Origin of the sequence: Corynebacterium sp. KPL2895, from assembly GCF_040225815.1 — a bacterium.
Taxonomy (GTDB): Bacteria; Actinomycetota; Actinomycetes; order Mycobacteriales; family Mycobacteriaceae; genus Corynebacterium; species Corynebacterium rhinophilum.
In genome coordinates, this window is sequence record NZ_JBEHFY010000005.1 from 14859 (window position 1) to 37422 (window position 22564).

The following is a 22564-nucleotide window of genomic DNA, read 5'->3' on the forward strand; positions in this document are numbered from 1 at the left end:
GGTGTGGGGCGCAAAGCGCTTAAAATATATGGTGCAGAACGCGCCGATGTATATAAATTTTCAATTCGAAGAGGTTATAACACAGTGTCCTCAGCAAAGAAGACAGCACAAGTTGTAGATGAGGTCGATGTCGCACTGGTTGGTGCCGGCATCATGAGCGCCACCCTGGGCGCTATGCTCCGCGAGTTGGAGCCCAGCTGGACCCAGATGATCTTTGAGCGCCTTGATGGCCCCGCCCTGGAATCCTCCTCTCCGTGGAATAACGCTGGTACCGGTCACTCCGCCCTGTGCGAGCTCAACTACACGCCAGAGAAGAACGGCCGCATTGATATCTCTAAGGCCATTGCCACCAACGAGAAGTTCCAGAAGTCGCGCCAGTTCTGGTCCCACCAGCTCAACAACGGCATCCTGACTGAACCTAGCGAGTTCATCAACCCAGTCCCACACGTGTCCTTCGCTCAAGGTGAAATCCAGGCGGACTACCTGAAGCGCCGCTACGAGGTGCTGAGTGAAAAGCACATGTTCCCCGGCATGCAGTTCTCTGATGACGAATCCACCTTCGCGGAGAAGCTGCCGCTCATGGCTGACGGCCGCGACTTTTCCAATAAGGTCGCTATCTCTTGGACCGAAGTCGGAACCGATGTGAACTTCGGCGCCCTGGCCAAGCAATTCCTGACCGCTGCGCGCGCATCTGGTACGGAGATCCGTTACGGCCACGATGTCTTCGATATCGACCGTGATGGAAATGACTGGAAGGTCTATTCCAAAAATAAGCACACCGGCGATATCACCGTGGTGAAGGCGAAGTTCGTCTTCGTCGGTGCCGGCGGCTACGCCCTAGACTTGCTCCGCAAGGCAAAGGTGAAGGAAGTGGCAGGATACGCCGGATTCCCCATTTCCGGTCTCTGGTTGCGTGCCAAGAACCCGGAGCTCATTGAGCAGCACCAGGCCAAGGTCTACGGTAAGGCTGCAGTGGGTGCTCCTCCGATGTCCGTGCCGCACCTGGATACCCGCGTTATCGACGGCGAGAAGGGCCTGCTGTTTGGCCCGTACGGCGGTTGGAGCCCGAAGTTCTTGAAGAAGGGTTCCTACCTGGACCTTTTCAAGTCTATCCGCCCGGATAACATCACCTCCTACCTGGGTGTTGCGGTACAGGAATTCGGCCTGACCAAGTACCTCATTGATGAGGTGCGCAAGGACTTTTCTGACCGCGTCGAGTCCCTTCGCGAATACGTCCCGAATGCGAAGGAAAGCGACTGGGAGACCGTGATTGCCGGTCAGCGCGTACAGGTCATTAAGCCTGCAGGCGCACCGCGTTTCGGTTCCCTCGAGTTCGGAACCGCATTGGTCAATAACCAGGAAGGCAATATTGCCGGCCTGCTCGGCGCTTCCCCGGGTGCTTCCATTGCCCCAGCCGTCATGCTGGAGCTGCTCGAGCGTTGCTTTGGCGAGCGCATGATTGACTGGAGCGATAAGATTCGCGAGATGGTCCCGTCCTACGGCATGAAGCTGGCCAATGATGAGGACTTCTACAACGAGATGTGGGAATACACCCAGAAGACGCTGAAGCTGGAGCGCTAAACGCCTTCGGCTTGGATTAAGTCCCAGCCCGTGCCCTCCGTGCAGAACCTACTGCACGGAGGGCTTTGTGCTGCGCAACCCCGAAATCTGGGGTTGACAGCATATTAGGTACCGCAGTAGGTGAGAAAACCTGCAAGCCCATTCGGGTCGGGCTGTTCGTAGGACGGATGCGGCTCCCACGGGTGGGTCACGGCGTGGAGAAGCTCAGTAAAGGGCTGCATATCGCCTGCCTCGGCGGCGCGCAGCGCGGCTTCGACGGCCATGTTGCGGGGAATGACCCGGGGCATGGCAGCATCCACGGCATCCGGGGCGGGGTGAGTGGCTAGGTAGCTATCTAGGAAGTCTGAATCTGAGAAGAGCTCTCGGGCAGGAAGGGTGTGGCCGCGGGCGGCATCGGCAAGCGCGCGGTGCGCCAGCGTAATATCCGGGCGGGATAGCTGCATGGCGGCAAGGTAGGCCGAGGCTACCTCGGTAGAGGTATCGAGGGCTGCGGCTATATCGCTGCGGCGCTGGGTGGCGAATTTCTCCTGGAACCCATTGATGGTCTCTTGCGCGAAGTCGACCCCGGCATTGATATCGGCATCGAAAAGCGGCACCAGCGATTCCGCGAGCCGGGCGAGGTTCCAGCCCAGGATAGCTGGTTGATTGCCAAAGGCATAGCGTCCCTGCTGGTCAATGCTGGAAAATACCGTATCGGGCGAGTAGGACTCCATAAAGGCACACGGGCCGTAATCAATGGTTTCGCCGGAGATGGTGGTGTTATCCGTATTCATCACCCCGTGGATAAAGCCGAAGCGCATCCACGAAGACACGGTGGCAATCTGGCGGTCCATGACGCCTTGAAAAAACTCCCGATAATCTGCCCCAGGGTAGTGGCGCGCTATGGCATAGTCCGCGAGGTCTTGGAGGTGGCCAGACTGCGCGGCATAGTGAAAAGTTCCGACCCGGATATGGCTTGCCGCCACGCGGACCAGGACGCCAGCCGGCTGCACGTGGCCGCGCTGGATGGGACGGCCGGTAGAAATCACAGCAAGCGAGCGGGTGGTGGGTACGCCGAGGGCGTGCATGGCCTCAGAAATCAGGTATTCGCGCAGCATGGATGAAAGGGTGCCGCGGCCATCAGCACCCAGGCGGGAATAGGGGGGTAAGCCCCGTGCCCTTGGCGTGGAGATCCCACAGTTTTCCGTCTTTTTCCACCTCGCCCAAGAGCATGGCCCGGCCATCGCCCATCTGTGGGTTGAAGGAACCGAATTGGAAGCCGGAATAGGCCATGGCATGCCCGCCGTCGCGGCCTAAAAGGAAATCCAGGCCGTCTGCAGAGCGCAGCCAGTCAGTATCCAAGCCCAGCTGCACTGTCAGCTCTTCATTGAGGACTACGAGCTTAGGATCCGGTTGTTCTTCGCCGTGGGTTGCCGCCACAAATTCCGGCAGGTGATCGGCATAGTCGTGGTGTAGGTGCATTTTAGACCTCCAATTGTCCTTGCACGCGGATGTGGACGCGGCCACCGACCCAAATATCGGTGCCGTCATCGTGGATAAAGACCTCGCCGTTTCTTCCCAGCTGGCTGCCCTGGCAGGCGGTGTAGCGGGCGGGAACCAGCCCGCGCGAGCGCATGAATTGCGCGGCCCCGCCGTTGAAAGAGCCGGTGACGGGATCCTCGAATTCTGCGGTAAACGCGCGCACTTCATAGGCAGCGGAGCCCGCGTCTGCGGCGCTATCACGCATTCCCACCACGCCCACCTTGGGGCGAGTGGCGGCGGGCTGAACCGCGCGCACGGCCGCGGCATCGCGCAGCTGTATAAGCCGCCAGCCGGGCCCATTATCCACCCAGGCGGAATCGATGACATCTGCTTCTGCGATATTCAATCCCGCGCAGGCCTCTGCCAGTTCGGCACTGCTTAATGGCCCGCCCGCGCGCAGGGGCGGGGTGGCAAAAGAATTAATACCCGCGTTCTCGCGCACGGAGACTAACCCCACCCCGCATTCCTGCACTATAGTGCCTTCCTTCTGAGGTTCATTGCCGAGAGCCCGCCAGACGGCGGCGCTACCCAAGGTGGGGTGGCCGGCGAAATCAAACTCCTCGTGCGGGGTAAAAATGCGCACGCGATAGTCCGCCGCGGGTTCGGTGGGCTCGAGCAAAAACGTGGTTTCAGAAAAATTGGTCCAGTGCGCGATGGCCTGCATCTGTTGCGTCGAGAGCCCATCGGCATGGGCCACGACGGCGAGCGGGTTACCGGAAAACGCCGAGGTGGCAAAGACATCGACTTCAAAGAACTGGAGTTGCATGCCAGCCAGTCTAGTCAGCCCTGAGGATGAGGCCGGCGAGTTAGTTTCTGCGTTAGCCTTGCCCTTATGTCTAAGCTTTGGCCGGATCGTCTGCGCGACTGGATTGGCCCGCCGTGGCGAATCCTCATCCCTGTGTTCTTCGGCGTGCTTTTGCCCAACGCCGCGAACTTTTTGCACACCGATTCACCCTTTCAGGCCATCGTGGCGGTCTTGTACACCGTCGGCATTCCGCTCGCGCTGTGGCTGCATCCCAAGCTGCAAGAAAAGTCCATTTTCTTCATCGCCGGCACCATGACGTTGTGCATTTTTACGCCCTTGGCCTCCCTGGCGAACTTCCACGCCCCGATTTTCGCCTACACGGCTTTTCTCATTGGCACGCACTCGCGCAAGCGCTTGCGCTATATCTGGCTTGCATGGATTGCCCTGGGCTCCCTGGCGGGAACCACCGCAAGCCTGTTTGGTGAAAAGGTCTTCGCGGGCAGCGATATCGGCTTGGGCGATGCGACCATGAGCCCGCTGCTTGCCTATGCCGGCACGGTCTTGCTCGGCTGGCCGGTCCTCGGCTTTTTCTACTTGCTCGGCACCAATAACCGGAAGCGCCGGGAGGGCCAACAGCTGCTCATCGAGCGCGCGGAGATGGCCGGCGCCGTGGAGCGCAACCGCATCGCCCGCGAGATGCACGATATCGTCGCCCATAACCTCGCCGGGGTCATTGCGCTTGCCGATGGCGCCCGGTTCGCCGCCGCAAAAGACCCCAAGGTAGCCACGGAGGCGCTCGATACCATCGCCTCCACCTCCCGCGAATCCCTAAAACAGATGCGTAGCCTGCTATCCGTCTTGCGCGAAGAAGACGCGCGCGGGGAAACCAAAGCCCCAGGCACCTCAGACATCGCAGGCCTATTTTCAGAGGCCCGGCGCGCTGGCTTCGATATCACCGTTTACGGCATGGAAAAGCTACCCGCCGATAGCGACGAGCTTTATCAATTCACCATCTACCGCATCGTGCAGGAGATACTGACGAATATGCTGAAATACTCGAGCCAGAACAGGGGAACTCTGCGCTTTCGCAGCGATAAGTCGACGCTCACTATCGAAGGGTACAACCCCATGGCGCAGCCGGACGAGGACCACAGTCCCGGCTATGGGCTCATCGGGATGGAAGAGCGTGTGAAGGCCTATGGTGGCAGTGTGTCCACCAAGGCCGAGGATGAAACGTTTGCAATCACCGTGGAGATACCGCATGTCTAATCCGGAACAGGAACCTGAGCCCATTCGCATTGCGCTTGTCGATGACCAACCGCTCCTGCGCGCCGGGTTCGCCATGCTGATTGGCTCGCAGGAGGATATGAGCGTGGTCTGGCAGGCCTCCGACGGCGATGAGGTACTGGACCTGGCGCGGCAAGAGCCCGTCGATATCATCCTCATGGACGTGCAGATGGCGCGGGTCAATGGCATTGCGGCCACGGAGGAAGTGCTCCCTGAATTCCCAGATACCAAGGTCATCATGCTGACCACCTTCGATGATCACAACTTTGTCCACGGCGCAATCTCTGCCGGGGCATCCGGATTCTTGCTCAAAGACGTCGAACCCGAGGAGCTGCTCTCAGCCATTCGCACCGTGCACTCAGGCGAGGCCGTGCTCTCACCGCGCATTACCGCTCAGGTGCTCCAACAAGTCCGCAGCGAGGAGGGTGGGGACAGCAGGAAGGCGCACTCGGCTGCGCACACCGCTGCGGATGCACAGCCAGGCGCCACCACCGCGACGGCTCCGCCGTCCGCGGAACTTACCCCGCGCGAGATGGATATTTTAAGGCTTATGGCGCTGGGGTATTCCAATACCGAAATCTCTGAAGAGGAGTTTGTCTCTATGGCAACGGTCAAGACCCACGTGCGCCACGTGCTGACCAAGACCGGGTCGCGCGACCGCGTCCAGGCCGTGCTGTATGCCTATACCCATGGGGTGGTCACCGTGGAAGAGCTGCTTTCTCATCCCCAGGGATGAACGGCTAAATCCGCCTCGAGGATGGTTACATCGCGCCGGGAAAACGACACGATAAAACCATGCTCACAGTCACACAGCTTTCCAAGAAGTACGGTTCCTTTACAGCAGTAGACAACCTCTCCTTTGAGGTTCCCGATGGCCAAGTCACCGGGTTCCTAGGACCCAATGGCTCCGGCAAATCCACCACGATGCGCATGTGCGTGGGGCTAGAAAATCCCACCTCCGGCACCGCTACATTCGATGGCACCCCATTTCGCGAACTACCCGATCCCGCCTCCACGGTGGGCACCTTGCTTGATGCCAATTGGTTCCATCCCGGCCGCAGCGCCCGCGCGCACCTACGTTATATGGCGGCGCTGCAGGGGGTATCGATGGATCACGTCGATGACACCCTGGAGCGCGTTGGGCTCGGAAAGGTGGCGAAAAAGCGCATCGGGGGTTATTCGCTTGGCATGAAGCAGCGCCTCGGCCTTGCCTGCGCCATGATGGGAGAACCTAAGCACTTGCTTCTCGATGAACCTGTCAACGGCCTCGACCCCGAGGGCGTTCACTGGATGCGCGACCGCATCCGGGAATTCGCCGCTGGGGGATGCTCCGTGCTGGTTTCTTCCCACCTGTTGTCAGAAATGCAGCTGACGGCGGACCGCCTGGTGGTCATCGGCAAGGGCAAGCTCGTTGGCGAAGGAACAGTAGAAGAATTCGTCAATGCCTCCGGTGCCGCCACCGTGGAGGTCGTGGTGGACCAACCAGAAGAACTGGCCCGCTTGCTGCACGGTTCGCAGGCACAAACCTCCTTCGATGGGGAAGTGCTGCGCATTACCGGCCTAGACCGCGATGAGGTCGGCCAATTGTGCTTTGACCACCGCATCCGCATCAGCAGCCTTGAGGTCAAGCACCCCTCCTTAGAAGACGCCTTCCTTGGCGCTACCGCAGATCACCTGGATTACCGCTCCGCATAACTCGCTTAAGAAAGGCAGATGACGAGCCATGAGTACCATCGTTTCCGAATCCCGCAAGATATTTTCCCTGCGCTCTACGTGGGTCTACCTCGCTATCATCACCGTTGGGCTAACAGCCGCCAACGTGCTGATGGGAGCTCTCCGCACTGACGACAGCGCCCTCCAATCCTCCGATCTAGCCATCGGCGCCATCTTTGCCGTGGTCATCATGATCTTTTCCTCGGCCACGCTAGTCGGCGGAGACCTACAAAAAGGCACCGTAGCCTGGAGCTACCTATCTACCAATCGGCGCCTGCAGGTGCTTTCGAGCCAAATCCTCGTCATTACCGTGGCCAACGTCGCCGCCGCGGGCCTGGCCGGCGTCCTCGGAATGTTGTTTAACGCTGCGCTCGGCAGCTCGTATGACTTCTCCAGCTTCGTGCACTACCCGGATAACGCCGTGTTTCTGTTTACCTTTATGGAATACATCGTCTATACCCTGCTGGCCACCAGCCTGGCTTATATCCTGCGCAGCGGCACCTTTGCGGCCATGCTGCTCATTATCGAATACTTCGTCATCGAAAGCGTGCTGACCTCGATGGACATGGGCTGGGCCAAAATCATCCTGCAGATTTTTCCCGATGCCAACCTGCGCACCTTCTTTCAAGGCCAAGACACCTTCGGGCTCATGGCCCCGCAATGGGCATCCGGAGTCATCGTCTTGGCCATGGTGGTAGCGGTCCTCGGCGGGGCCGCGGCCGTCCAGCGACGCCGCGCCGTGGTCTAGGCTCCCCGCGGACACTCACACCTTATGGGGATACGACGAGGGTAAGCTCCCTTGAGCCGTGCGGTGGTTCTTCTACCGTCATGCCGGCAGCGCGCGCAATAGCGGCGACATCGGCGGCGCTGAAGGCATCGGCAGGCGAAAGCGCCAGCTCCCGGGCCAACAGGCCTTTATAGTGCTTATTAAAGTGGCTGACCACTTTGCGCGAGCCATCCGGCTGCACGCTTTCTACCCGCACCGTCACGGCCGAAGGCAGCCGGCCCAGTTGCTGGTAGGTGCCCGAGCGCAGATCCACAACCAGCTCATCGATGTTTTCTAACGCCTGCGTTACCTGCTTGCCCCAATAAGACTTCATGGTGCGACCGCCCAGCTTGGTACCGCCCGATAAGCGGTAATGGGGGATAGGGTCGTCCGCGCGCAGGAGCCCGAAGAGGGCATCGCCAATAGCAAGGCGTTGCCATGAGGGAAGGGTGGATGCAGAAAGTGCATCAAAAAGCACGCCAGTATAGCGCTCGAGTGCCGGCATGGTGGGGGTGGTAAAAAGCTGATTGTTCGATTCAGCCTCACTGCGTAGCTTCTCCGAGAGCTTAAGCACAACCATCGCCTCATCGATGGGAAGAGACTGCAGCTCAGCAGTGATTTCGCGCCGGGTATCGCTTAGTTCGGGAAAAGATAGGTTGGCAAAATCAAGCGGCTTTCCCGTGCCGCCATGAGCCTTGGTTTCTGAAGGAGGGAGGACAATGAGCATATAGATAGGGTAGCGATGTATATTTTGACCATGATTACCCGCCTTTCTGAACTATTTCTCCGCACCCTTCGTGAGGACCCAGCCGATGCCGAGGTCCCCAGCCACAAGCTGCTGGTGCGTGCCGGTTATGTGCGCCGCGTCGCGCCGGGCATTTATACCTGGCTGCCGTTGGGGCTGCGCACCCTGCGCAAGATTGAAGACGTAGTACGCCAAGAAATGGACGCCATAGGCGGGCAAGAGATGCTGTTCCCGGCGCTGCTACCGCGCGAGCCCTATGAAAAGACCAACCGTTGGGTGGAATACGGTCCCAACCTATTCCGGCTGCAGGACCGCAAGAACGCGGACTTGCTGCTGGGCCCCACGCACGAGGAAATGTTTGCCAATGCCGTTAAGGACATGTACTCCTCGTACAAGGATTTCCCAGTCACGCTGTATCAAATTCAAACCAAGTACCGCGATGAGGAACGTCCCCGCGCCGGGGTGCTGCGCGGGCGCGAGTTCGTGATGAAGGATTCCTACTCCTTCGATATGAACGATGAGGGCCTCGATTCCTCCTACGCCCGCCACCGCAAGGCGTATCAAAATGTTTTTGACCGCTTGGAAATCGATTACGCCATTTGTAAGGCCACTTCTGGGGCGATGGGCGGATCCGCCTCCGAGGAGTTCTTGGCAGTTTCTGAGGTGGGCGAAGACCTTTTTGTTCGCTCTACTGAGGGCGATTATGCAGCCAATGTAGAGGCGGTCGTGACCCAAGCGCCCCCAGAAAAGGACATCGCGGGCCAGCCGGCGGCAAAGGAATACCGGACCCCGGATGCCGCCACCATTGAAGCGCTTGTGCACTGGGCGAAGACCGAGGACATTGCGGTCGACGGTCATGAGGTTCGGGCCACAGATATCCTCAAGTGCGTCATGGTGGAGGTAACCCACCCGGCGCTAGAGGATTATGAAGAGAAGAAGGAATTGGCGGCCGTGCTGATTCCGGGCGACCGCGAACTAGATCCCAAGCGCCTTGAAGCGGCCTTGGAACCGGCAGAGTTCAGCCTGGCAAGCGATAAGATTTACGCGCAATACGATTTCTTGGAGCAGGGCTTTGTGGGCCCTCGCGTGCTGAATTCCAATGGCGTGAAGGTCTTTGCCGATCCCCGCGTGGTCAAGGGATCTTCCTGGATCACCGGCGCCGATGCACAAAGCTGCTACGTCGTGGGCTGCGTGGCAGGCCGCGATTTCCACGTCGATGAGTTTGTGGAAGCGGCCGAGGTTAAAGAGGGCGATCCCGCACCAGATAACCAGGGCACCTTGGCTTTGCAGCGCGGCATCGAGCTGGGCCACATCTTCCAGTTGGGCCGGAAGTACACCGAGGCTTTTGACGTGCAGATTCTTGATGAAAACGGGAAGCGCGCTATTCCCACAATGGGCTCTTATGGTATCGGCATCTCCCGCATGCTGGCCGTGCTGGCAGAGCAGCGCCACGATGATAAGGGCCTGAATTGGCCGGTTGCGGTGGCGCCGTACCAGGTGCACGTGGCGGTGGCGAATAAGGATGCAGCGGCCATGGAGGCCGGCGATAAGTTGGTAGAAGAGCTGTCCCAGGCGGGCCTTGAGGTGCTTTTCGATGACCGCCCTAAGGTCTCTCCAGGCGTGAAGTTCAAGGATGCAGAGCTGCTCGGCATGCCGTTTGTGGCCATCTTGGGACGCGCCTTCAAAGATGGCATCATCGAGCTGCGCATCCGCGGGCAGGAAACGCTGGAGGTCCCAGCGGAGAAAATCGTGGATAAACTCCTCGAGTTGGTGCGGGCTTAGCTCAAAGCACCGCGCCAAGGCCCAGCGCTCATAAGCAGCGGCAAGGTATCGTGGGGAAGCATGAGACTTAATAAGAAGGTGCTTCCCACGGCTCTTATCGCCATGGGAGCGTTGCATTTCCTACGCGCGAAGAATTTCGAATCCATTGTGCCGCCGCAGCTGCCGGGCTCGCCGCGGTTGTATAACTTTGCCTCCGGCGCCTGGGAAATAGCTACGGGCTGTTTGCTTACCGATCGCGCCACCCGCGAATCCGGCGGCGCGTCAGCCGCGGCGCTATTTCTTGCCGTGTGGCCGGCGAATATGTACCACGCCTGGATCGAGCGCGACGCAGGATGGCCGAAGAAGCTTTATCACATCATTCGGCTGCCGCTGCAGATTCCGTTGATTCGCTACGCATGGAAGATTGCGCAGGGTAGGGCATAAAACCAAAAAGAACCGACTCCCCTGTTTTCCCGGGCAATAGGGTCCGAGAAGAATACCGGGGGGGAGTCGGTTGTCTGCGTGATGCCGCGCTGGCGGCGGCATCACGCTACCGCTGTGGGAGGAAGCCGATTAGCCAGCCACGGGGCCGCCGCAATTAGGCCATGCGCCAGCACCCTGGGTGGCAAGAACGTTTTCAGCGATTTCGATCTGCTGTTGCTTGGTGGCTTGATCAGCGGTAGGCGCGTACTGGGTGCCGCCGCTACCGGCCCAGGTTTGCTGCGAGAACTGCAGACCGCCGTGGTAGCCATTGCCGGTGTTGATGTGCCAGTCACCGCCGGACTCGCACGCGGCGACCTGGTCCCACGCGCTTTCCGGGGCGGCGTTGGCGGCAGGGGCGGCAATGCCCGCGATGCCCAACGTAGCTGCGGCCATAGTGAGCAAAGTCTTCTTCGTACGCATTGAGAAAGCACTCCTTCTCATTGTGTTTTTGGGGCTTGTGGTATCTCCACCAAGCACGTAATCCACCAAATTACGTAAGGGCCGAACGAATTATCAATGAATATCGGCCTATAACTCGCTGACTTTTCTCTGCCCGCCGAACAGTGAATATTCAGGTAGACACGGTGGGTCAATACTCGAAGCTATGCGGCCTTGGCTTCGGCGGCGATGCCGATTAACCAGTTCAGCCACTCCTGGTTTGGGCTTTCTTGTTGTGCGGCAGCCACCGCAGCCGCGTGCCACTTGTCTGCGTCTAGTTCAACCAAGGTATCGAGGAAGGCTGCAGCGGAGTCCGCATCGCTGGGAAGCGTGGCTGCGCCGGAAGAATAGGCAGGCTCCGGCTGGGGAGCCTCGCCATTCTGGCTAAGCGCCTCTTGCAGTTGGTCGATGCGGCGGTGATGGAGGCTTAAGAGCTTATCGATGCGCCCCTCGGCAGCAGGATCGCTATAAGCCCGAGCGAAATCCAGGCCAAAGATCTGCTCGTATTCCCACTGCAACAAAGCAGCCGCGCTCTCGCGGTGTGGCTGGGAGAGCGTGGGAATATCGGGGGCATCGCCAGGCAGCCAGGCATTAAGCGTGATGGCCTGTTGCGTGACTATGGGCCGCGACTCAGAACTGACCTCATCGGCGGCTTCCGTTGTGGCAGAGGCGGCTTCTTCTAGCAGCTGGGAGGAATCTGTGGCAGGTGGTGCCTGCGTCGGGCGTTCCACCTCACAGCTGTGTGGGACGTTTCCTTGGTCATCGGTGCCGCAGAGGCGCGCAATCTCCTCATACAGCGCATCGGCCTGCGAGCTGCGCATATCCGCGGCCGCATCATCGACGCCCTGGAGGGCGAGGCTATCGCTCGCGGCGGCCACGGCGAGGCGCTCGAGCGCGTCTTCTGGGCGCGGGCCAAAATAGTCGACGACGGAATCGACTGCGGAACAGCCCGCGAGGGCGGGCAGCGCGGCAGTCGAGGCTACACAGGTTAAAGCAATACGTCGGCGGTTCACCCAAAAGACTGTACCTCGAAGGACGTAGGCTAGTGGGCATGGCTTTCCCAGATGCACAACAATTAACTGATTTGCTCCAACCTCGCCTAGAAGCCCGCGGGCTGGACGTGGAGGATATTAAAACCACCAAGGCGGGAAAGAAATCACAGGTCATCATCCGCATCGATGGCGATAGGCGGCCCAGCTCTGACGTATTGGAGGAAGTCTCCGACGATATTTCAGCCTTCTTCGATGAAAAAGAGGCGGCGGGCGAGCTGAATTTTGGCGCCGGATATACATTGGAGGTCTCTACCCCCGGTGTGGATTTGCCGCTGACCGCACCGCGTCACTGGCGCCGCAACAAGGGGCGGAAGGTGACTTTTAACCGCGGCGACGACACGAGCCACACCGCGCGCATCGGCGCGCTCAACGCGGACGAAGATGCCGTTGTCCTTATCACCTCTGAAAAAAACGAGGTGCATACAGAAGTGGAGCGATTGGAAAACATTGCCCACGCAGTGGTAGAAATTGAATTTGCACAGCCATCACAGCGTGAGTTAGACGCCGTGCACCAGCCATTTGCAGAAGCCGAGAGTTAACCGGCAATCGAGAGGATAGACAAGTGAATATTGATCTTGAGGCACTTCGTACCATCGAATCCGAACGGCAGGTCCCCGTCAATGACCTGTTGGAGTCGATTGCAAGTGCCTTGTTGTATTCCTACCTGGATTACCGCGAATCCACCGCGGAGAGCAAGGCCGAAGGCACCAAGTCCCGAGTAGACATCGACACCACCACCGGTGCCGTCAGTGTCATCGTTACCGAGCGCGACTCCGAAACCGGGGAGGTAACCAGCGAGTACGATGACACCCCGGATAACTTTGGCCGCGTGGGTGCACGCGCCGTGCGCGAAGCCATCTTGCGCAAGCTGCGCGAGGCCGAAGCCGAGCGCACTTTTGATTCCTATTCGGAGCTTAGCGGGCGTGTAGTCAGTGGCATCGTCCAGCGCGATGCGCGTGCCAATGCCCGCGGCATCGTTGTGGTCCAGCTCGGTTCCGAGTTGGAATCGCAGGACGGAATCTTGCTTCCCGCAGAACAAATCCCCGGAGAGAAGCTGCAGCACGGTGACCGCATCAAGGCTTATGTGGTGGGGGTAAACCGCAATGGCGCCAATGTGCAAATCAACTTGTCCCGGACCCATCCGGAGCTAGTGCGCGGGCTTTTTGAACTGGAAGTTCCGGAAGTTGCGGATGGCAGCGTGGAAATGATCGCCATCGCCCGCGAAGCTGGGCACCGCTCCAAGGTCGCTGTTATTGGCCACGCTAAAGGCCTCAACGCCAAGGGCGCGTGCATTGGCCCGCGCGGTCAGCGCGTGAATAACATCATGCGCCAGCTCGGTGGGGAAAAGATCGACATCATTGATTACAGCGAGGATCCCACCGTATATGTGGGCAATGCTTTGGCCCCCTCTAAGGTGATCAAGGTGACCGTGCTCGATAGCGAAGAGCAGGTGGCGAGAGTTATCGTCCCTGACTACCAGCTGTCCCTTGCCATTGGTAAGGAAGGCCAGAACGCGCGCCTAGCCGCCCGTTTGACCGGCTGGAAGATCGATATTCATTCAGACGCGGACGCGAATTAAGGAAATGCGGATAAATAGCGTAGGCTAGTAAACGGCCCAGATGCAGAAAGGGACATGCAGACGCAGCGAAAGTTAAGGAGTTCGATGTCGCAGACTCAACGGCTTCGTACTTGCATCGCTACGCGTCGCCGCATGCCCGATACGGAGCTGCTGCGGGTGGTCATTGATGCCAATGATCCTCAAGGCAGCCGCGCGGTGGTGGATCCATTCCGGCGGCTTCCCGGCCGCGGCGCATGGATTAGCCCCACGCTTTCTGCACTCGAGCTAGCTGAGCGCAAACATGCTTTCAAGCGCGCGCTCCGCACGTCCGCATCCGTGGACACAGGTCAGGTACGTAGATACTTGGAAGCACAGTACGAAAATGTACAGGGCGAAAAAGTACCGTGTGCGGAACAAGCTGCACAAGATTCGTACACACCAGAGTTAAAAAGGAAGACCGAACACTGATGAGCGCACAACGATGAAGCATCAGCGATGAAAGTCCAGAACGTTTAACTAGGAGTCAGGCCAGTTTTTCGCGGCCTTGGCTCCTAGGCGATACCAAGAGGAGACAAGTGCCCGGAAAGCTACGTGTTCACGAGTTGGCAAAACAGCTCGGAGTAACCAGCAAGGAACTGCTCGCCACCCTGAAAGAACAAGGCGAGTTCGTGAAAACCGCATCCTCGACCATCGAACCACCGGTGGTCAAGAAGATGCGTGCTCACTATGAAGCACAGTCCGGTGGCGATGCCACCGAAGCTAAGGCAGACAAGGCTGAGAAAACTGCCAAGCCCGCTAAGCCCGGTCAAGGCAGCGCCAAGAAGCAGGCATCGCCTGCGCCAAAGCCAGGCGCTGGCGCACAGGGCGGAGCGAAATCCGCTGCGCCTAAGCCCGGCGCACCGAAGCCAGGGGCACAGGCACCGAAGCCATCCGACGCTGCGCCGAAGCCAGGCGCAGGGTCCGCTAAGGCTGCCCCCAAGCCTGGTAAGGCAGCACCAAAGCCGGGCGCTGCCGCTGGCAAGCCAGCACCGAAGCCCGGCCAAGGTGCACCGAAGCCAGGTCAAAACGCAGGCCAAGGCGATGCCAAGAAGTCGGGCGAGCGTCCGACCCCAGGCAACGCCATGCCGCGACCGATGCCTAAGCCCGGTGGATCCCGCCGCGTTGCCAATAACCCATTTTCCACGGGTGGCGGCGATAACCGACCAGGCCCACGTCCCGGTGGCTCCAAGGGCCAGCGCGGCGGCAACCGGCCTGGCGATAACCGCGGTGGAAAGCGCGGCGGCCGCAACGAGGGCGGCACTAACCGTCAGGGCCAGGATCAGAATCAAGGCCAGGGTGGCGGCGGTGGACGTCGTCCGTCGCCAGCCATGATGCCTTCGCATCCGAACCCTGCCTCGATGCCCTCCAAGGCACCGAGCGGTGGTGGACGCGGCGGCCGCGGTCGAGGTGGTCACGGCGGACCTGGTGGTCCAGGCGGCCCAGGCGGCGGTCGTCCCGGCGGTTTCCGCGGTGGACGCGGTGGGCGTCGCGGCGGCACCGCTGGTGCATTCGGCCGTCCAGGTGGCGCACCACGCAAGGGCAAGAAGTCGAAGCGGCAAAAGCGCCATGAGTTTGAAGAGCAGCAGAAGCACGTCGTAGGCGGCGTCCGCTTGCCAGATGGCAAGGGACAGACCGTCCGCCTGCGCCGCGGCGCTTCGCTGTCTGACTTCGCGGAGAAGATCGGTGCCGATCCAGCAGCATTGGTACAGGCACTGTTCAACCTTGGTGAAATGGTCACCGCAACCGCATCCGTATCGGAAGATACGCTGCAGCTGCTCGGTGACGAGATCAACTACAAGGTAGAAGTCGTCTCCCCAGAAGACGAGGACCGCGAGCTGCTCGAGTCCTTCGACCTGCAATTCGGCGAGGATGAAGGCGGCGAAGAGGCCCTCGAACACCGCCCTCCAGTCGTCTCCGTCATGGGTCACGTTGACCACGGTAAGACCCGCCTGTTGGATACCATCCGTAAGACCAATGAGGCAGCCGGTGAGGCCGGCGGTATTACCCAGGGAATCGGTGCTTACCAGACCACGGTTGACGTGGATGGCGAGCGCACCATCACATTCCTGGATACCCCTGGTCACGAGGCCTTTACCGCCATGCGTGCCCGCGGTGCGAAGTCTACTGACTTGGCCATCTTGGTAGTCGCCGCCGATGACGGCGTCATGCCACAGACGGTTGAGGCCATCAACCACGCCAAGGCTGCCGATATCCCGGTGGTCGTGGCCGTGAACAAGGTGGATAAGCCGGAGGCGCAGCCGGAAAAGATCCGTGGCCAGCTCACGGAGTACGGCCTGGTGCCTGAAGAGTACGGCGGCGATACGATGTTCGTGGACATCTCTGCTAAGCAGGGCCAGAACATCGACCAGCTGCTGGAATCTGTCATCCTGACTGCCGATGCCGCCCTCGAGCTCACGGCTAACCCAGAGATGGATGCCCAGGGTGTGGCCATCGAAGCTCACTTGGACCGCGGTCGCGGCCCGGTGGCTACGGTCATCGTCCAGCGCGGTACGCTGCACGTCGGCGATTCCATCGTGGTAGGCGATGCACACGGTCGCGTGCGCCGCATGCTCGATGAGTTTGGTGAGGACGTCAAGGAAGCCGGTCCTTCCCGCCCGGTACAGGTGCAAGGCCTGTCCGGCGTTCCAGGTGCTGGCGATAACCTGCTCGTGGTTGATGATGACCGCGTGGCCCGCCAGATTGCTAACCAGCGCGATGCTCGTAAGCGTTCTGCCTTGCAGGCAAAGCAGCGCAAGCGCGTGTCCCTGGAGGATCTGGACAAGGTATTGCAGGAGACTTCGACCCTCAACCTCATTCTCAAGGGCGACAACGCCGGCTCCGTCGAGGCGCTGGAAGATGCCCTGTTGGACATCAAGACCGAGGACGAAGTCGAGCTCAACATCATCGACCGCGGTGTTGGTGCCGTAACGGAGACCAATATTTCGTTGGCCGCCGCTTCCGATGCCGTCATCATTGCGTTCAATGTTCGCTCGGAGGGCAAGGCCACGGAGATCGCTACCCAAGAGGGCGTGGATATCCGCTACTACACGGTTATCTACAAGGCCATCGAGGAAGTCGAGGCCGCTCTCAAGGGCATGCTCAAGCCGATCTACGAGGAGCGCGACACCGGTGCGGCCGAAATCCGCGCCCTGTTCAAGTCCTCCTCGGTGGGTACCATCGCCGGTTGTATGGTCACCGAAGGCAAGGTTGTCCGCAACGGCAAGGTTCGCCTGCTCCGCGATAACAACGTGGTTACTGCCGATGCCAAGATCGAGTCCCTGCGTCACGAAAAGGACGACGCTACTGAGATCAAGGCCGGCTATGAGTGCGGTATGGTGCTGTCCTACCCGGATATCCAGGTAGGAGATATCATCCAGGCTTATGAAGAAGTCGAGGTACCGCGCGACTAGTCGCTGCTAGTTTCGGCCCGCTGTGCGTGCCCACCTCAAGATTCTTTCTCTACGGAGGGAGATCGCGAGGTGCGGCAGGTAGAGCGGGCCGTTTCGCGTTTTCGCATGTGAGGTTTTCAAGCGGTTTCCATTGGGTGCGGTGAGTAACTAAACTGGTGGTTTCTGATACCGCGACACGGTAATTTAGGAATAAATTTTTCCCCTTTAGCTTGGAGGTTCTCATGGTCGATCACGCACGCGCGGCGCGGCTAGCAAAACGAATTCAGGAAATCGTGGCTAGTGCGATTGAGCTGCAGATTAAGGATCGCCGCTTGGAGATGGTCACCGTGACCGATACACGCGTCACCGGTGATTTGCACGACGCTACCGTCTTTTACACGGTGCGTGGCCACGATATCGATGCGGAACCCGATTATGACCAGGCTGAGGAAGCACTCAAGCGCGCGAAGGGACAGTTGCGCAAGATCGTTGGCGATCAGTTGTCCGTTCGCTTTACCCCAACCCTTGCTTTTGAGCTCGATACCGTCCCGGAAGCCTCCGCGCACATGGAAGAGCTCTTGGCGCGCGCTCGGGCTCGCGATGAGGAGCTAGCAAAATTGAAGGAAAACGCTAAGCCCGCGGGCGAGGCCAATCCGTATAAAACCTCCGATGAAGACGAGGCTTAAGTGACCCGCAAGGAATATCAGGACGCAGTCGATGCCATTTCTGGCGCGCAAAGCATCTGTATTATCACTCACTTGCGCCCGGATGCCGATGCCATTGGTTCAGCCACGGCGTTGCTCTTAGCCGTGCAACAAAGTGGGAAAGAAGCCTGTGCGGTCATTGGCCAGGACAAGGACTTTGCGCCTAATCTTTACTCCATTCCCGGCGCAGATCACGTTAAGGTCATGCGGGAGCTCCCGCAGGGATATGACCTTTATGTCACCGTGGATTGTGGGTCGATCGATCGCACTGGTTTGTTTTCTGCAGATATCGCCGAGCTGACAGAGGCAGGGCGCGTGCTGTGCATCGACCACCACTCGTCCAACCTCGGGTTTGGCTCAGTGAACTTGGTTGATTCAGAGTGCGAGTCCACCACGGTGGCCATATTGACCATCCTGGATATGCTGTCGGTGCAAATCGAAAGCAGCATCGCACACTGCCTGTATGCGGGTCTTTTGACCGATACGGGTAGCTTCCGGTGGGGCAGGCCCGCCATGCACGATGTGGCCACGCGCTTGATGCGCTATGGCCTGGATACCAAGCAGATTGCCACGGATCTGCTCGATGCCACGACTCCAGATGATCTGCAGATGGTCGGCCGCGTGCTTGCAGGACTGCGCATTGAACATGCTGGTGAAATGGGTGTGGGCATCCTCGTTGCAGGCTTGGCCGATATCGAAGGTCATTCGGATTCCGCAGTCGAGTCCCTAGTAGATTTCGTGCGTGCCCTTGAAGGCACCGAATTGGGTGTGGTCTTTAAGGAACAGTCGCCTGGGATATGGGCGGTATCGCTGCGTTCGACTACGATCAATTGCGCCGCCTTGGCAACCCAATTTGGTGGCGGCGGGCATATTCCCGCTGCTGGGTACATGACATCGGGAAGCGAAGAACGAATCGTCGCGGAGCTGGTGAGTGCCATCGATGAGCACTAGGCAGTCAACCCCCACGACAGTAAGCGCACGCGAGGTCTTCGGCCTCGCGTTTCCTGCGCTTGGAGTCCTGGCCGCGATGCCGCTCTACCTCTTGCTCGATACCGCAGTGGTGGGGCGCCTGGGTGCCCAGGAATTGGCTTCGCTCGCCGCGGCAACCACGATCCATACCGTGGTGACCACGCAGCTGACCTTCCTGTCCTATGGCACGACGGCTCGCTCGTCTCGCCTTTTTGGCGCTGGTAAGCGCGCCGAGGCAGTGGCAGAAGGTGTGCAAGCAACCTACGTGGCCCTGGGCGTTGGTGGGCTTTTAGCCCTCATCATGTGGATCTTCGGCGGTGTTTTTGCCCAGTGGCTTACCGGGGATCCTACGACTGCGGCCGGAACTGCACTGTGGCTGCGGATCGCTGCACTGGCGATTCCCGTAACGTTGGTGGAAATGGCCGGAAATGGCTGGATGCGCGGTGTGCAAAATACCAAGAAGCCGCTCTATTTCACCCTTGCCGGAATGATTCCCGGAGCCATTGCCGTACCCGCATTCGTGTATTGGTGGGGCCTTGCCGGGTCTGCCATTGCCACCGTATTGGGGATGAGCATTATCGCGAGCCTCTTCGTGCGCGAGCTGTATAAACAGCACGAAGGTTCGTGGAAATTTCGGTGGCACATCGTGCGTAAACAGTTGATCTTGGGCCGCGACCTTATCTTGCGCTCCGCTAGCTTTCAGGTGGCCTTTCTAACTGCAACGGCCGTGGTATCCCGCGTGGGCACGGCCGCGTTGGGCGGCCACCAAATCATGATGCAGCTGTGGAATTTCATGTCGCTGATTTTGGATTCCTTGGCCATTGCCGCTCAGGCCTTGACTGGAGCTGCCTTGGGCGCTGGTTCGGCGCGCCACGCGCGCAGCGTGGGAAGCAAGGTAGTGATGTATTCTACGATTTTCTCAGCCTTCCTCGCCTTGGTTTTCGCCGCTGGGGCCGGGTTCATTCCGCGCGTCTTTACATCCTCTCAGGAGGTCATCGATGCCATGAGCCAACCATGGTGGATCCTGGTCGGCATGGTCATCGCCGGTGGCGTGGTCTTTGCCCTGGACGGCGTTCTATTGGGGGCAGGGGATGCGGCATTCTTGCGCAGCCTGACTATTGCCTCGGTTCTTCTGGGATTTTTGCCCGGGGTGCTCCTCGCACATGCCATGGGCACGGGCCTTACCGGCGTGTGGTGCGGCTTGGCTGCATTCATTACTTTCCGCCTCATTGGCGTGGTCTACCGCTTCTATTCCATGAAATGGGCTGTAGTAGCAGAGTAGTACCTGCGCTACAGTGACTGTAACGAGTAGCAACAGCACTACAGATTTAACTACAGCGAGAGACTCCGTAACGATGATGAGCAAGGCGGGTGGGAGCGGTAATGCCAACGCTATGGGCAGTAGCAGACTTGCACGGCGCGATCCGTGAAAATTTAGCGCGCATTGCAGAACTTAACCCACCCGATCCGGCCGATTGGCTCATTGTGGCAGGCGATGTTGCAGAGCGCAGCGAGCTTATCCTGCGCATCTTGCGGGACTTGGCCGCGCGCTATGACACCGTCATTTGGGCACCAGGCAATCACGATTTATTTTCTCGTTCCCAAGACCAGTACAAGGGGCGCGAAAAATACGATTACCTGGTGGCCGCCTGCCGGGAAATCGGCGTTATCACCCCAGAGGACCCCTATCCGGCTTTTAATGGGATAACGATTGTGCCGCTTTTTACCCTGTATGACTACAGTTTCCGCCCACCGGGTACCTCGGTGGAAGAAGCGGTGCAGCAGGCACACTCTAAAAAGCTTGTCATGACCGATGAGGTAGCAATCGCTCCCTTCGTAGACGTGCGCGCATGGTGTTGGGACCGCTTGGCGTATTCCATTAAGCGTTTATCCCGAGTACAGGGCCCAACTATCTTGGTTAACCACTGGCCACTGGTGCAAGAACCTACGATGGTTCTGCGCTTTCCAGAGATTGCCCTGTGGAGCGGCTCGCGGCATACGCGTTCGTGGCCGCGACGGTACAAGGCAGAAGCTGTCATTTACGGCCACTTGCACATGCCTTCAAAGATGAATGTGGATGGGGTAGACCATATCGAAGTCTCATTAGGCTACCCGCGCGAATGGCGTAACCAGCCGCACCGTATCCCGTGGCCATACCCAGTTACTTCGACGTTTGGGGAGGTGAATTGATGTTATACCCCGACCTGTTCCCAGAAACTACCCGGTATTGCTATGTGCGTACGGATGCCCGCGAGTCCGACCTACTCAACTATGATCAGCTCGACCCTAAGGAACAGTCCATAGTCTCGCAGGCGGTCGATATCCGGAAGTCCGAATTTGGCGATGCCCGGTGGTGTGCGCACCAGGCCCTGCGCGAGCTGGGCTTTACAGGTACTAACCCGATTATGCGCGGAGAGCGGGGCATGCCGCTGTGGCCCGAAGGATTTATCGGATCCATGACGCATACGGAGGGCCTGCGCGCAGCGGTGGTGGCCTCCACTACGGATTTTCGCTCCATTGGCCTTGATGCGGAGCCGGCGCAGCGGCTGCCCGAACATGTGTTGACCATGATCGCCCGATCCGGGGAAATGCCGCAGCTGCCGCGCCTAGAAAAGGCGGGGGTGCACTGCCCAGACCGCCTGCTATTTTGCGCCAAGGAGGCCACCTATAAGGCGTGGTTTCCCATGACGCATCGGTGGCTCGATTTCGATCAGGCAGAAATCGATATCCGCGAAGATGGAACCTTTATTTCTTATATCCTGGCCCGCCCCACGCCAGTGCCGTTTATCACTGGCAAGTGGATCCTAAAGGGCGGTTATGTCGTGGTTTCCACGCTGGTTCCGGCCCTTGATTTCTCCGCCTAAACCGAACGTTCGCACTGGTCCCCTTGGTCTTCCCTCTAAGGCTCTGGTTTAGAGGGTAGACGGCCGCGCCACAAAGACCGTGGCCAACCTTTTTCCCTTCTCCTTAATGAGCGCGATGGCCTGGCCATTGGGGGCTACCGCCGCATGCACCCCGGATAGCCCGCGCGGCTCGAGCCATTTGCCCATCGCTAAAGCCGCGGCCTCGTCCTCGGTGACGGGCAGCACGGGGAAACTGCGCTTGAGTGCTTCGTCGAGGCTCAAGGACAGGCGGGGGTTTTCTGCGAGATCGTCGAGGAGGTGGGCATCGGCAAGCGCAAAGGGCCCCACCGTCGTGCGGCGCAGGGCGGTTAAATGCCCACCGACGCCAAGTGCCTCGCCCATATCGCGCGCCAAGGAGCGGATATAGGTGCCGGAGGAACACTCCACGGATACATCGATGTCTAGAAAATCGCCCTCGGTGCGCATGTCATGAATATCAAAACTGTGGACGGTGACCGGGCGGGCGGGGATATCTACCTCTTTTCCCTCGCGCACCAATTCATGCGCCCTTTTACCTTTGATCTTGATGGCGGAAACCGCGGCGGGCTTTTGCATAATCTCACCGGTCAATGTGGCAACCTCGGCCTCGATGGCGGATCGATCAAGCGCTGCTGCGGGCTTTTCCCAGCGAAATTCGCCCTCGGCATCATCGGTGGTGGTAGAAGCGCCGAGGCGAATGGTGGCCGAATAAGACTTGGTGGAAGCAACCATGTGCGCGAGGAATTTGGTACCGCGTTCGATGCCAAGGACCAGCACCCCAGTTGCCATGGGATCTAAGGTGCCGGCATGGCCGACCTTTTTGGTGTGAAAATACCTGCGTAGGCGGCTAACAACATCGTGAGAGGTCATGCCGGCAGGCTTATCAACAATGACAAGTCCGGAATGTGCGAGCGCATCAGTCATAGGGTAC

The 22564-nt window shown here is 59.3% G+C and carries 21 protein-coding genes and 1 pseudogene; 16 read left to right on the forward strand and 6 right to left on the reverse strand.

Going from position 1 to position 22564, the window contains the following annotated elements; genetic code table 11:
- The first annotated feature begins 84 nt into the window (after positions 1-84).
- Entirely contained in the window at positions 85-1581 is a 1497-nt protein-coding gene (gene mqo, locus ABRP95_RS03175) for a malate dehydrogenase (quinone) (protein WP_284782151.1), read from the forward strand.
- 104 nt (positions 1582-1685) lie between these two features.
- Here mqo and ABRP95_RS03180 read toward each other — a convergent pair.
- Positions 1686-3042, reverse strand: a pseudogene (locus ABRP95_RS03180) (protein adenylyltransferase SelO).
- Position 3043: 1 nt separating this feature from the next.
- Positions 3044-3868 carry a PhzF family phenazine biosynthesis protein gene (locus tag ABRP95_RS03185; protein WP_284769607.1) on the reverse strand — a complete coding sequence of 275 codons (825 nt, stop codon included), beginning with the start codon at positions 3866-3868 and terminating at the stop codon, positions 3044-3046.
- 66 nt (positions 3869-3934) lie between these two features.
- Between ABRP95_RS03185 and ABRP95_RS03190 the strand changes: the two genes are divergently transcribed.
- The 4 genes from ABRP95_RS03190 to ABRP95_RS03205 are packed head-to-tail and all read left to right on the forward strand — an operon-like array spanning position 3935 to position 7595.
- On the forward strand, positions 3935-5116 hold the full coding sequence (locus ABRP95_RS03190; protein ID WP_349838373.1) for a sensor histidine kinase: 1182 nt from the start codon (positions 3935-3937) through the stop codon (positions 5114-5116).
- Entirely contained in the window at positions 5109-5870 is a 762-nt protein-coding gene (locus ABRP95_RS03195; protein WP_284769609.1) for a response regulator, read from the forward strand. The genes ABRP95_RS03190 and ABRP95_RS03195 overlap by 8 nt, the downstream gene beginning before the upstream one ends.
- A 59-nt stretch (positions 5871-5929) precedes the next feature.
- The gene (locus ABRP95_RS03200) at positions 5930-6829 is read left to right on the forward strand and encodes an ABC transporter ATP-binding protein (protein ID WP_284782146.1); all 900 of its coding nucleotides are present in this window, start codon (positions 5930-5932) and stop codon (positions 6827-6829) included.
- A gap of 28 nt (positions 6830-6857) precedes the next feature.
- Positions 6858-7595, forward strand: coding sequence for an ABC transporter permease (locus ABRP95_RS03205; protein ID WP_284769611.1), 738 nt, complete (start codon positions 6858-6860; stop codon positions 7593-7595).
- Between the two features lie 22 nt (positions 7596-7617).
- On the opposite strand, the gene yaaA is transcribed toward ABRP95_RS03205, so the two are convergent.
- Positions 7618-8340, reverse strand: coding sequence for a peroxide stress protein YaaA (gene yaaA, locus ABRP95_RS03210; protein WP_349838940.1), 723 nt, complete (start codon positions 8338-8340; stop codon positions 7618-7620).
- Between the two features lie 30 nt (positions 8341-8370).
- Here yaaA and ABRP95_RS03215 point away from each other — a divergent pair, with 30 nt between their 5' ends.
- Positions 8371-10140, forward strand: coding sequence for a proline--tRNA ligase (locus ABRP95_RS03215; RefSeq protein ID WP_349838377.1), 1770 nt, complete (start codon positions 8371-8373; stop codon positions 10138-10140).
- Between the two features lie 60 nt (positions 10141-10200).
- The gene (locus ABRP95_RS03220; RefSeq protein ID WP_284782145.1) at positions 10201-10563 is read left to right on the forward strand and encodes a DoxX family protein; all 363 of its coding nucleotides are present in this window, start codon (positions 10201-10203) and stop codon (positions 10561-10563) included.
- A 129-nt stretch (positions 10564-10692) separates the two neighbouring features.
- Here ABRP95_RS03220 and ABRP95_RS03225 read toward each other — a convergent pair whose 3' ends face one another.
- Positions 10693-11022, reverse strand: coding sequence for a transglycosylase family protein (locus ABRP95_RS03225; RefSeq protein WP_410755737.1), 330 nt, complete (start codon positions 11020-11022; stop codon positions 10693-10695).
- Positions 11023-11204: 182 nt separating this feature from the next.
- Positions 11205-12053, reverse strand: a complete 849-nt coding sequence (locus tag ABRP95_RS03230) for a DUF4439 domain-containing protein (protein WP_284769615.1) — start codon at positions 12051-12053, stop codon at positions 11205-11207.
- A 38-nt stretch (positions 12054-12091) separates the two neighbouring features.
- Here ABRP95_RS03230 and rimP point away from each other — a divergent pair, with 38 nt between their 5' ends.
- The 9 genes from rimP (at position 12092) to ABRP95_RS03275 (ending at position 21615) form a co-directional block, all read left to right on the forward strand.
- Positions 12092-12631: a ribosome maturation factor RimP gene (rimP, locus tag ABRP95_RS03235; RefSeq protein WP_284769616.1), complete on the forward strand. Its 540-nt coding sequence runs from the start codon at positions 12092-12094 to the stop codon at positions 12629-12631.
- A gap of 23 nt (positions 12632-12654) precedes the next feature.
- Positions 12655-13671 (forward strand): transcription termination factor NusA, encoded by a 1017-nt coding sequence (gene nusA, locus ABRP95_RS03240; RefSeq protein ID WP_284769617.1) that lies wholly within the window; start codon positions 12655-12657, stop codon positions 13669-13671.
- Between the two features lie 84 nt (positions 13672-13755).
- Positions 13756-14118: a YlxR family protein gene (locus ABRP95_RS03245; protein ID WP_284769618.1), complete on the forward strand. Its 363-nt coding sequence runs from the start codon at positions 13756-13758 to the stop codon at positions 14116-14118.
- A gap of 107 nt (positions 14119-14225) precedes the next feature.
- A complete protein-coding gene (gene infB, locus ABRP95_RS03250; RefSeq protein ID WP_284769619.1) occupies positions 14226-17099 on the forward strand; it encodes a translation initiation factor IF-2 in 2874 nt (957 codons plus the stop codon).
- Positions 17100-17320: 221 nt separating this feature from the next.
- On the forward strand, positions 17321-17764 hold the full coding sequence (gene rbfA / locus ABRP95_RS03255) for a 30S ribosome-binding factor RbfA (protein WP_284769620.1): 444 nt from the start codon (positions 17321-17323) through the stop codon (positions 17762-17764).
- Positions 17765-18733: a DHH family phosphoesterase gene (locus ABRP95_RS03260; RefSeq protein WP_284769621.1), complete on the forward strand. Its 969-nt coding sequence runs from the start codon at positions 17765-17767 to the stop codon at positions 18731-18733. It begins immediately after the preceding gene.
- Positions 18723-20033, forward strand: coding sequence for an MATE family efflux transporter (locus tag ABRP95_RS03265; RefSeq protein ID WP_284769622.1), 1311 nt, complete (start codon positions 18723-18725; stop codon positions 20031-20033). Before ABRP95_RS03260 ends, ABRP95_RS03265 begins: the two co-directional genes overlap by 11 nt.
- A gap of 101 nt (positions 20034-20134) precedes the next feature.
- The gene (locus ABRP95_RS03270; RefSeq protein WP_284769623.1) at positions 20135-20941 is read left to right on the forward strand and encodes a metallophosphoesterase family protein; all 807 of its coding nucleotides are present in this window, start codon (positions 20135-20137) and stop codon (positions 20939-20941) included.
- Positions 20941-21615 carry a 4'-phosphopantetheinyl transferase family protein gene (locus tag ABRP95_RS03275; protein WP_284769624.1) on the forward strand — a complete coding sequence of 225 codons (675 nt, stop codon included), beginning with the start codon at positions 20941-20943 and terminating at the stop codon, positions 21613-21615. Before ABRP95_RS03270 ends, ABRP95_RS03275 begins: the two co-directional genes overlap by 1 nt.
- Before the next feature lie 48 nt (positions 21616-21663).
- On the opposite strand, the gene truB is transcribed toward ABRP95_RS03275, so the two are convergent.
- Positions 21664-22557, reverse strand: a complete 894-nt coding sequence (gene truB, locus ABRP95_RS03280) for a tRNA pseudouridine(55) synthase TruB (protein ID WP_284769625.1) — start codon at positions 22555-22557, stop codon at positions 21664-21666.
- Positions 22558-22564 lie beyond the last annotated feature (7 nt).

What these genes read in the sequence shown, in the direction of transcription:
- ABRP95_RS03185 (WP_284769607.1), bottom strand. Translation starts at nt 3,868, where the DNA reads ATGCAACTCCAGTTCTTTGAAGTCGATGTCTTTGCCACCTCGGCGTTT.
- ABRP95_RS03190 (WP_349838373.1), top strand. Translation starts at nt 3,935, where the DNA reads ATGTCTAAGCTTTGGCCGGATCGTCTGCGCGACTGGATTGGCCCGCCG.
- ABRP95_RS03195 (WP_284769609.1), top strand. Translation starts at nt 5,109, where the DNA reads ATGTCTAATCCGGAACAGGAACCTGAGCCCATTCGCATTGCGCTTGTC.
- ABRP95_RS03200 (WP_284782146.1), top strand. Translation starts at nt 5,930, where the DNA reads ATGCTCACAGTCACACAGCTTTCCAAGAAGTACGGTTCCTTTACAGCA.
- ABRP95_RS03205 (WP_284769611.1), top strand. Translation starts at nt 6,858, where the DNA reads ATGAGTACCATCGTTTCCGAATCCCGCAAGATATTTTCCCTGCGCTCT.
- yaaA (WP_349838940.1), bottom strand. Translation starts at nt 8,340, where the DNA reads ATGCTCATTGTCCTCCCTCCTTCAGAAACCAAGGCTCATGGCGGCACG.
- ABRP95_RS03215 (WP_349838377.1), top strand. Translation starts at nt 8,371, where the DNA reads ATGATTACCCGCCTTTCTGAACTATTTCTCCGCACCCTTCGTGAGGAC.
- ABRP95_RS03220 (WP_284782145.1), top strand. Translation starts at nt 10,201, where the DNA reads ATGAGACTTAATAAGAAGGTGCTTCCCACGGCTCTTATCGCCATGGGA.
- ABRP95_RS03225 (WP_410755737.1), bottom strand. Translation starts at nt 11,022, where the DNA reads ATGCGTACGAAGAAGACTTTGCTCACTATGGCCGCAGCTACGTTGGGC.
- rimP (WP_284769616.1), top strand. Translation starts at nt 12,092, where the DNA reads ATGGCTTTCCCAGATGCACAACAATTAACTGATTTGCTCCAACCTCGC.
- ABRP95_RS03245 (WP_284769618.1), top strand. Translation starts at nt 13,756, where the DNA reads ATGTCGCAGACTCAACGGCTTCGTACTTGCATCGCTACGCGTCGCCGC.
- rbfA (WP_284769620.1), top strand. Translation starts at nt 17,321, where the DNA reads ATGGTCGATCACGCACGCGCGGCGCGGCTAGCAAAACGAATTCAGGAA.
- ABRP95_RS03265 (WP_284769622.1), top strand. Translation starts at nt 18,723, where the DNA reads ATGAGCACTAGGCAGTCAACCCCCACGACAGTAAGCGCACGCGAGGTC.
- ABRP95_RS03270 (WP_284769623.1), top strand. Translation starts at nt 20,135, where the DNA reads ATGCCAACGCTATGGGCAGTAGCAGACTTGCACGGCGCGATCCGTGAA.
- ABRP95_RS03275 (WP_284769624.1), top strand. Translation starts at nt 20,941, where the DNA reads ATGTTATACCCCGACCTGTTCCCAGAAACTACCCGGTATTGCTATGTG.
- truB (WP_284769625.1), bottom strand. Translation starts at nt 22,557, where the DNA reads ATGACTGATGCGCTCGCACATTCCGGACTTGTCATTGTTGATAAGCCT.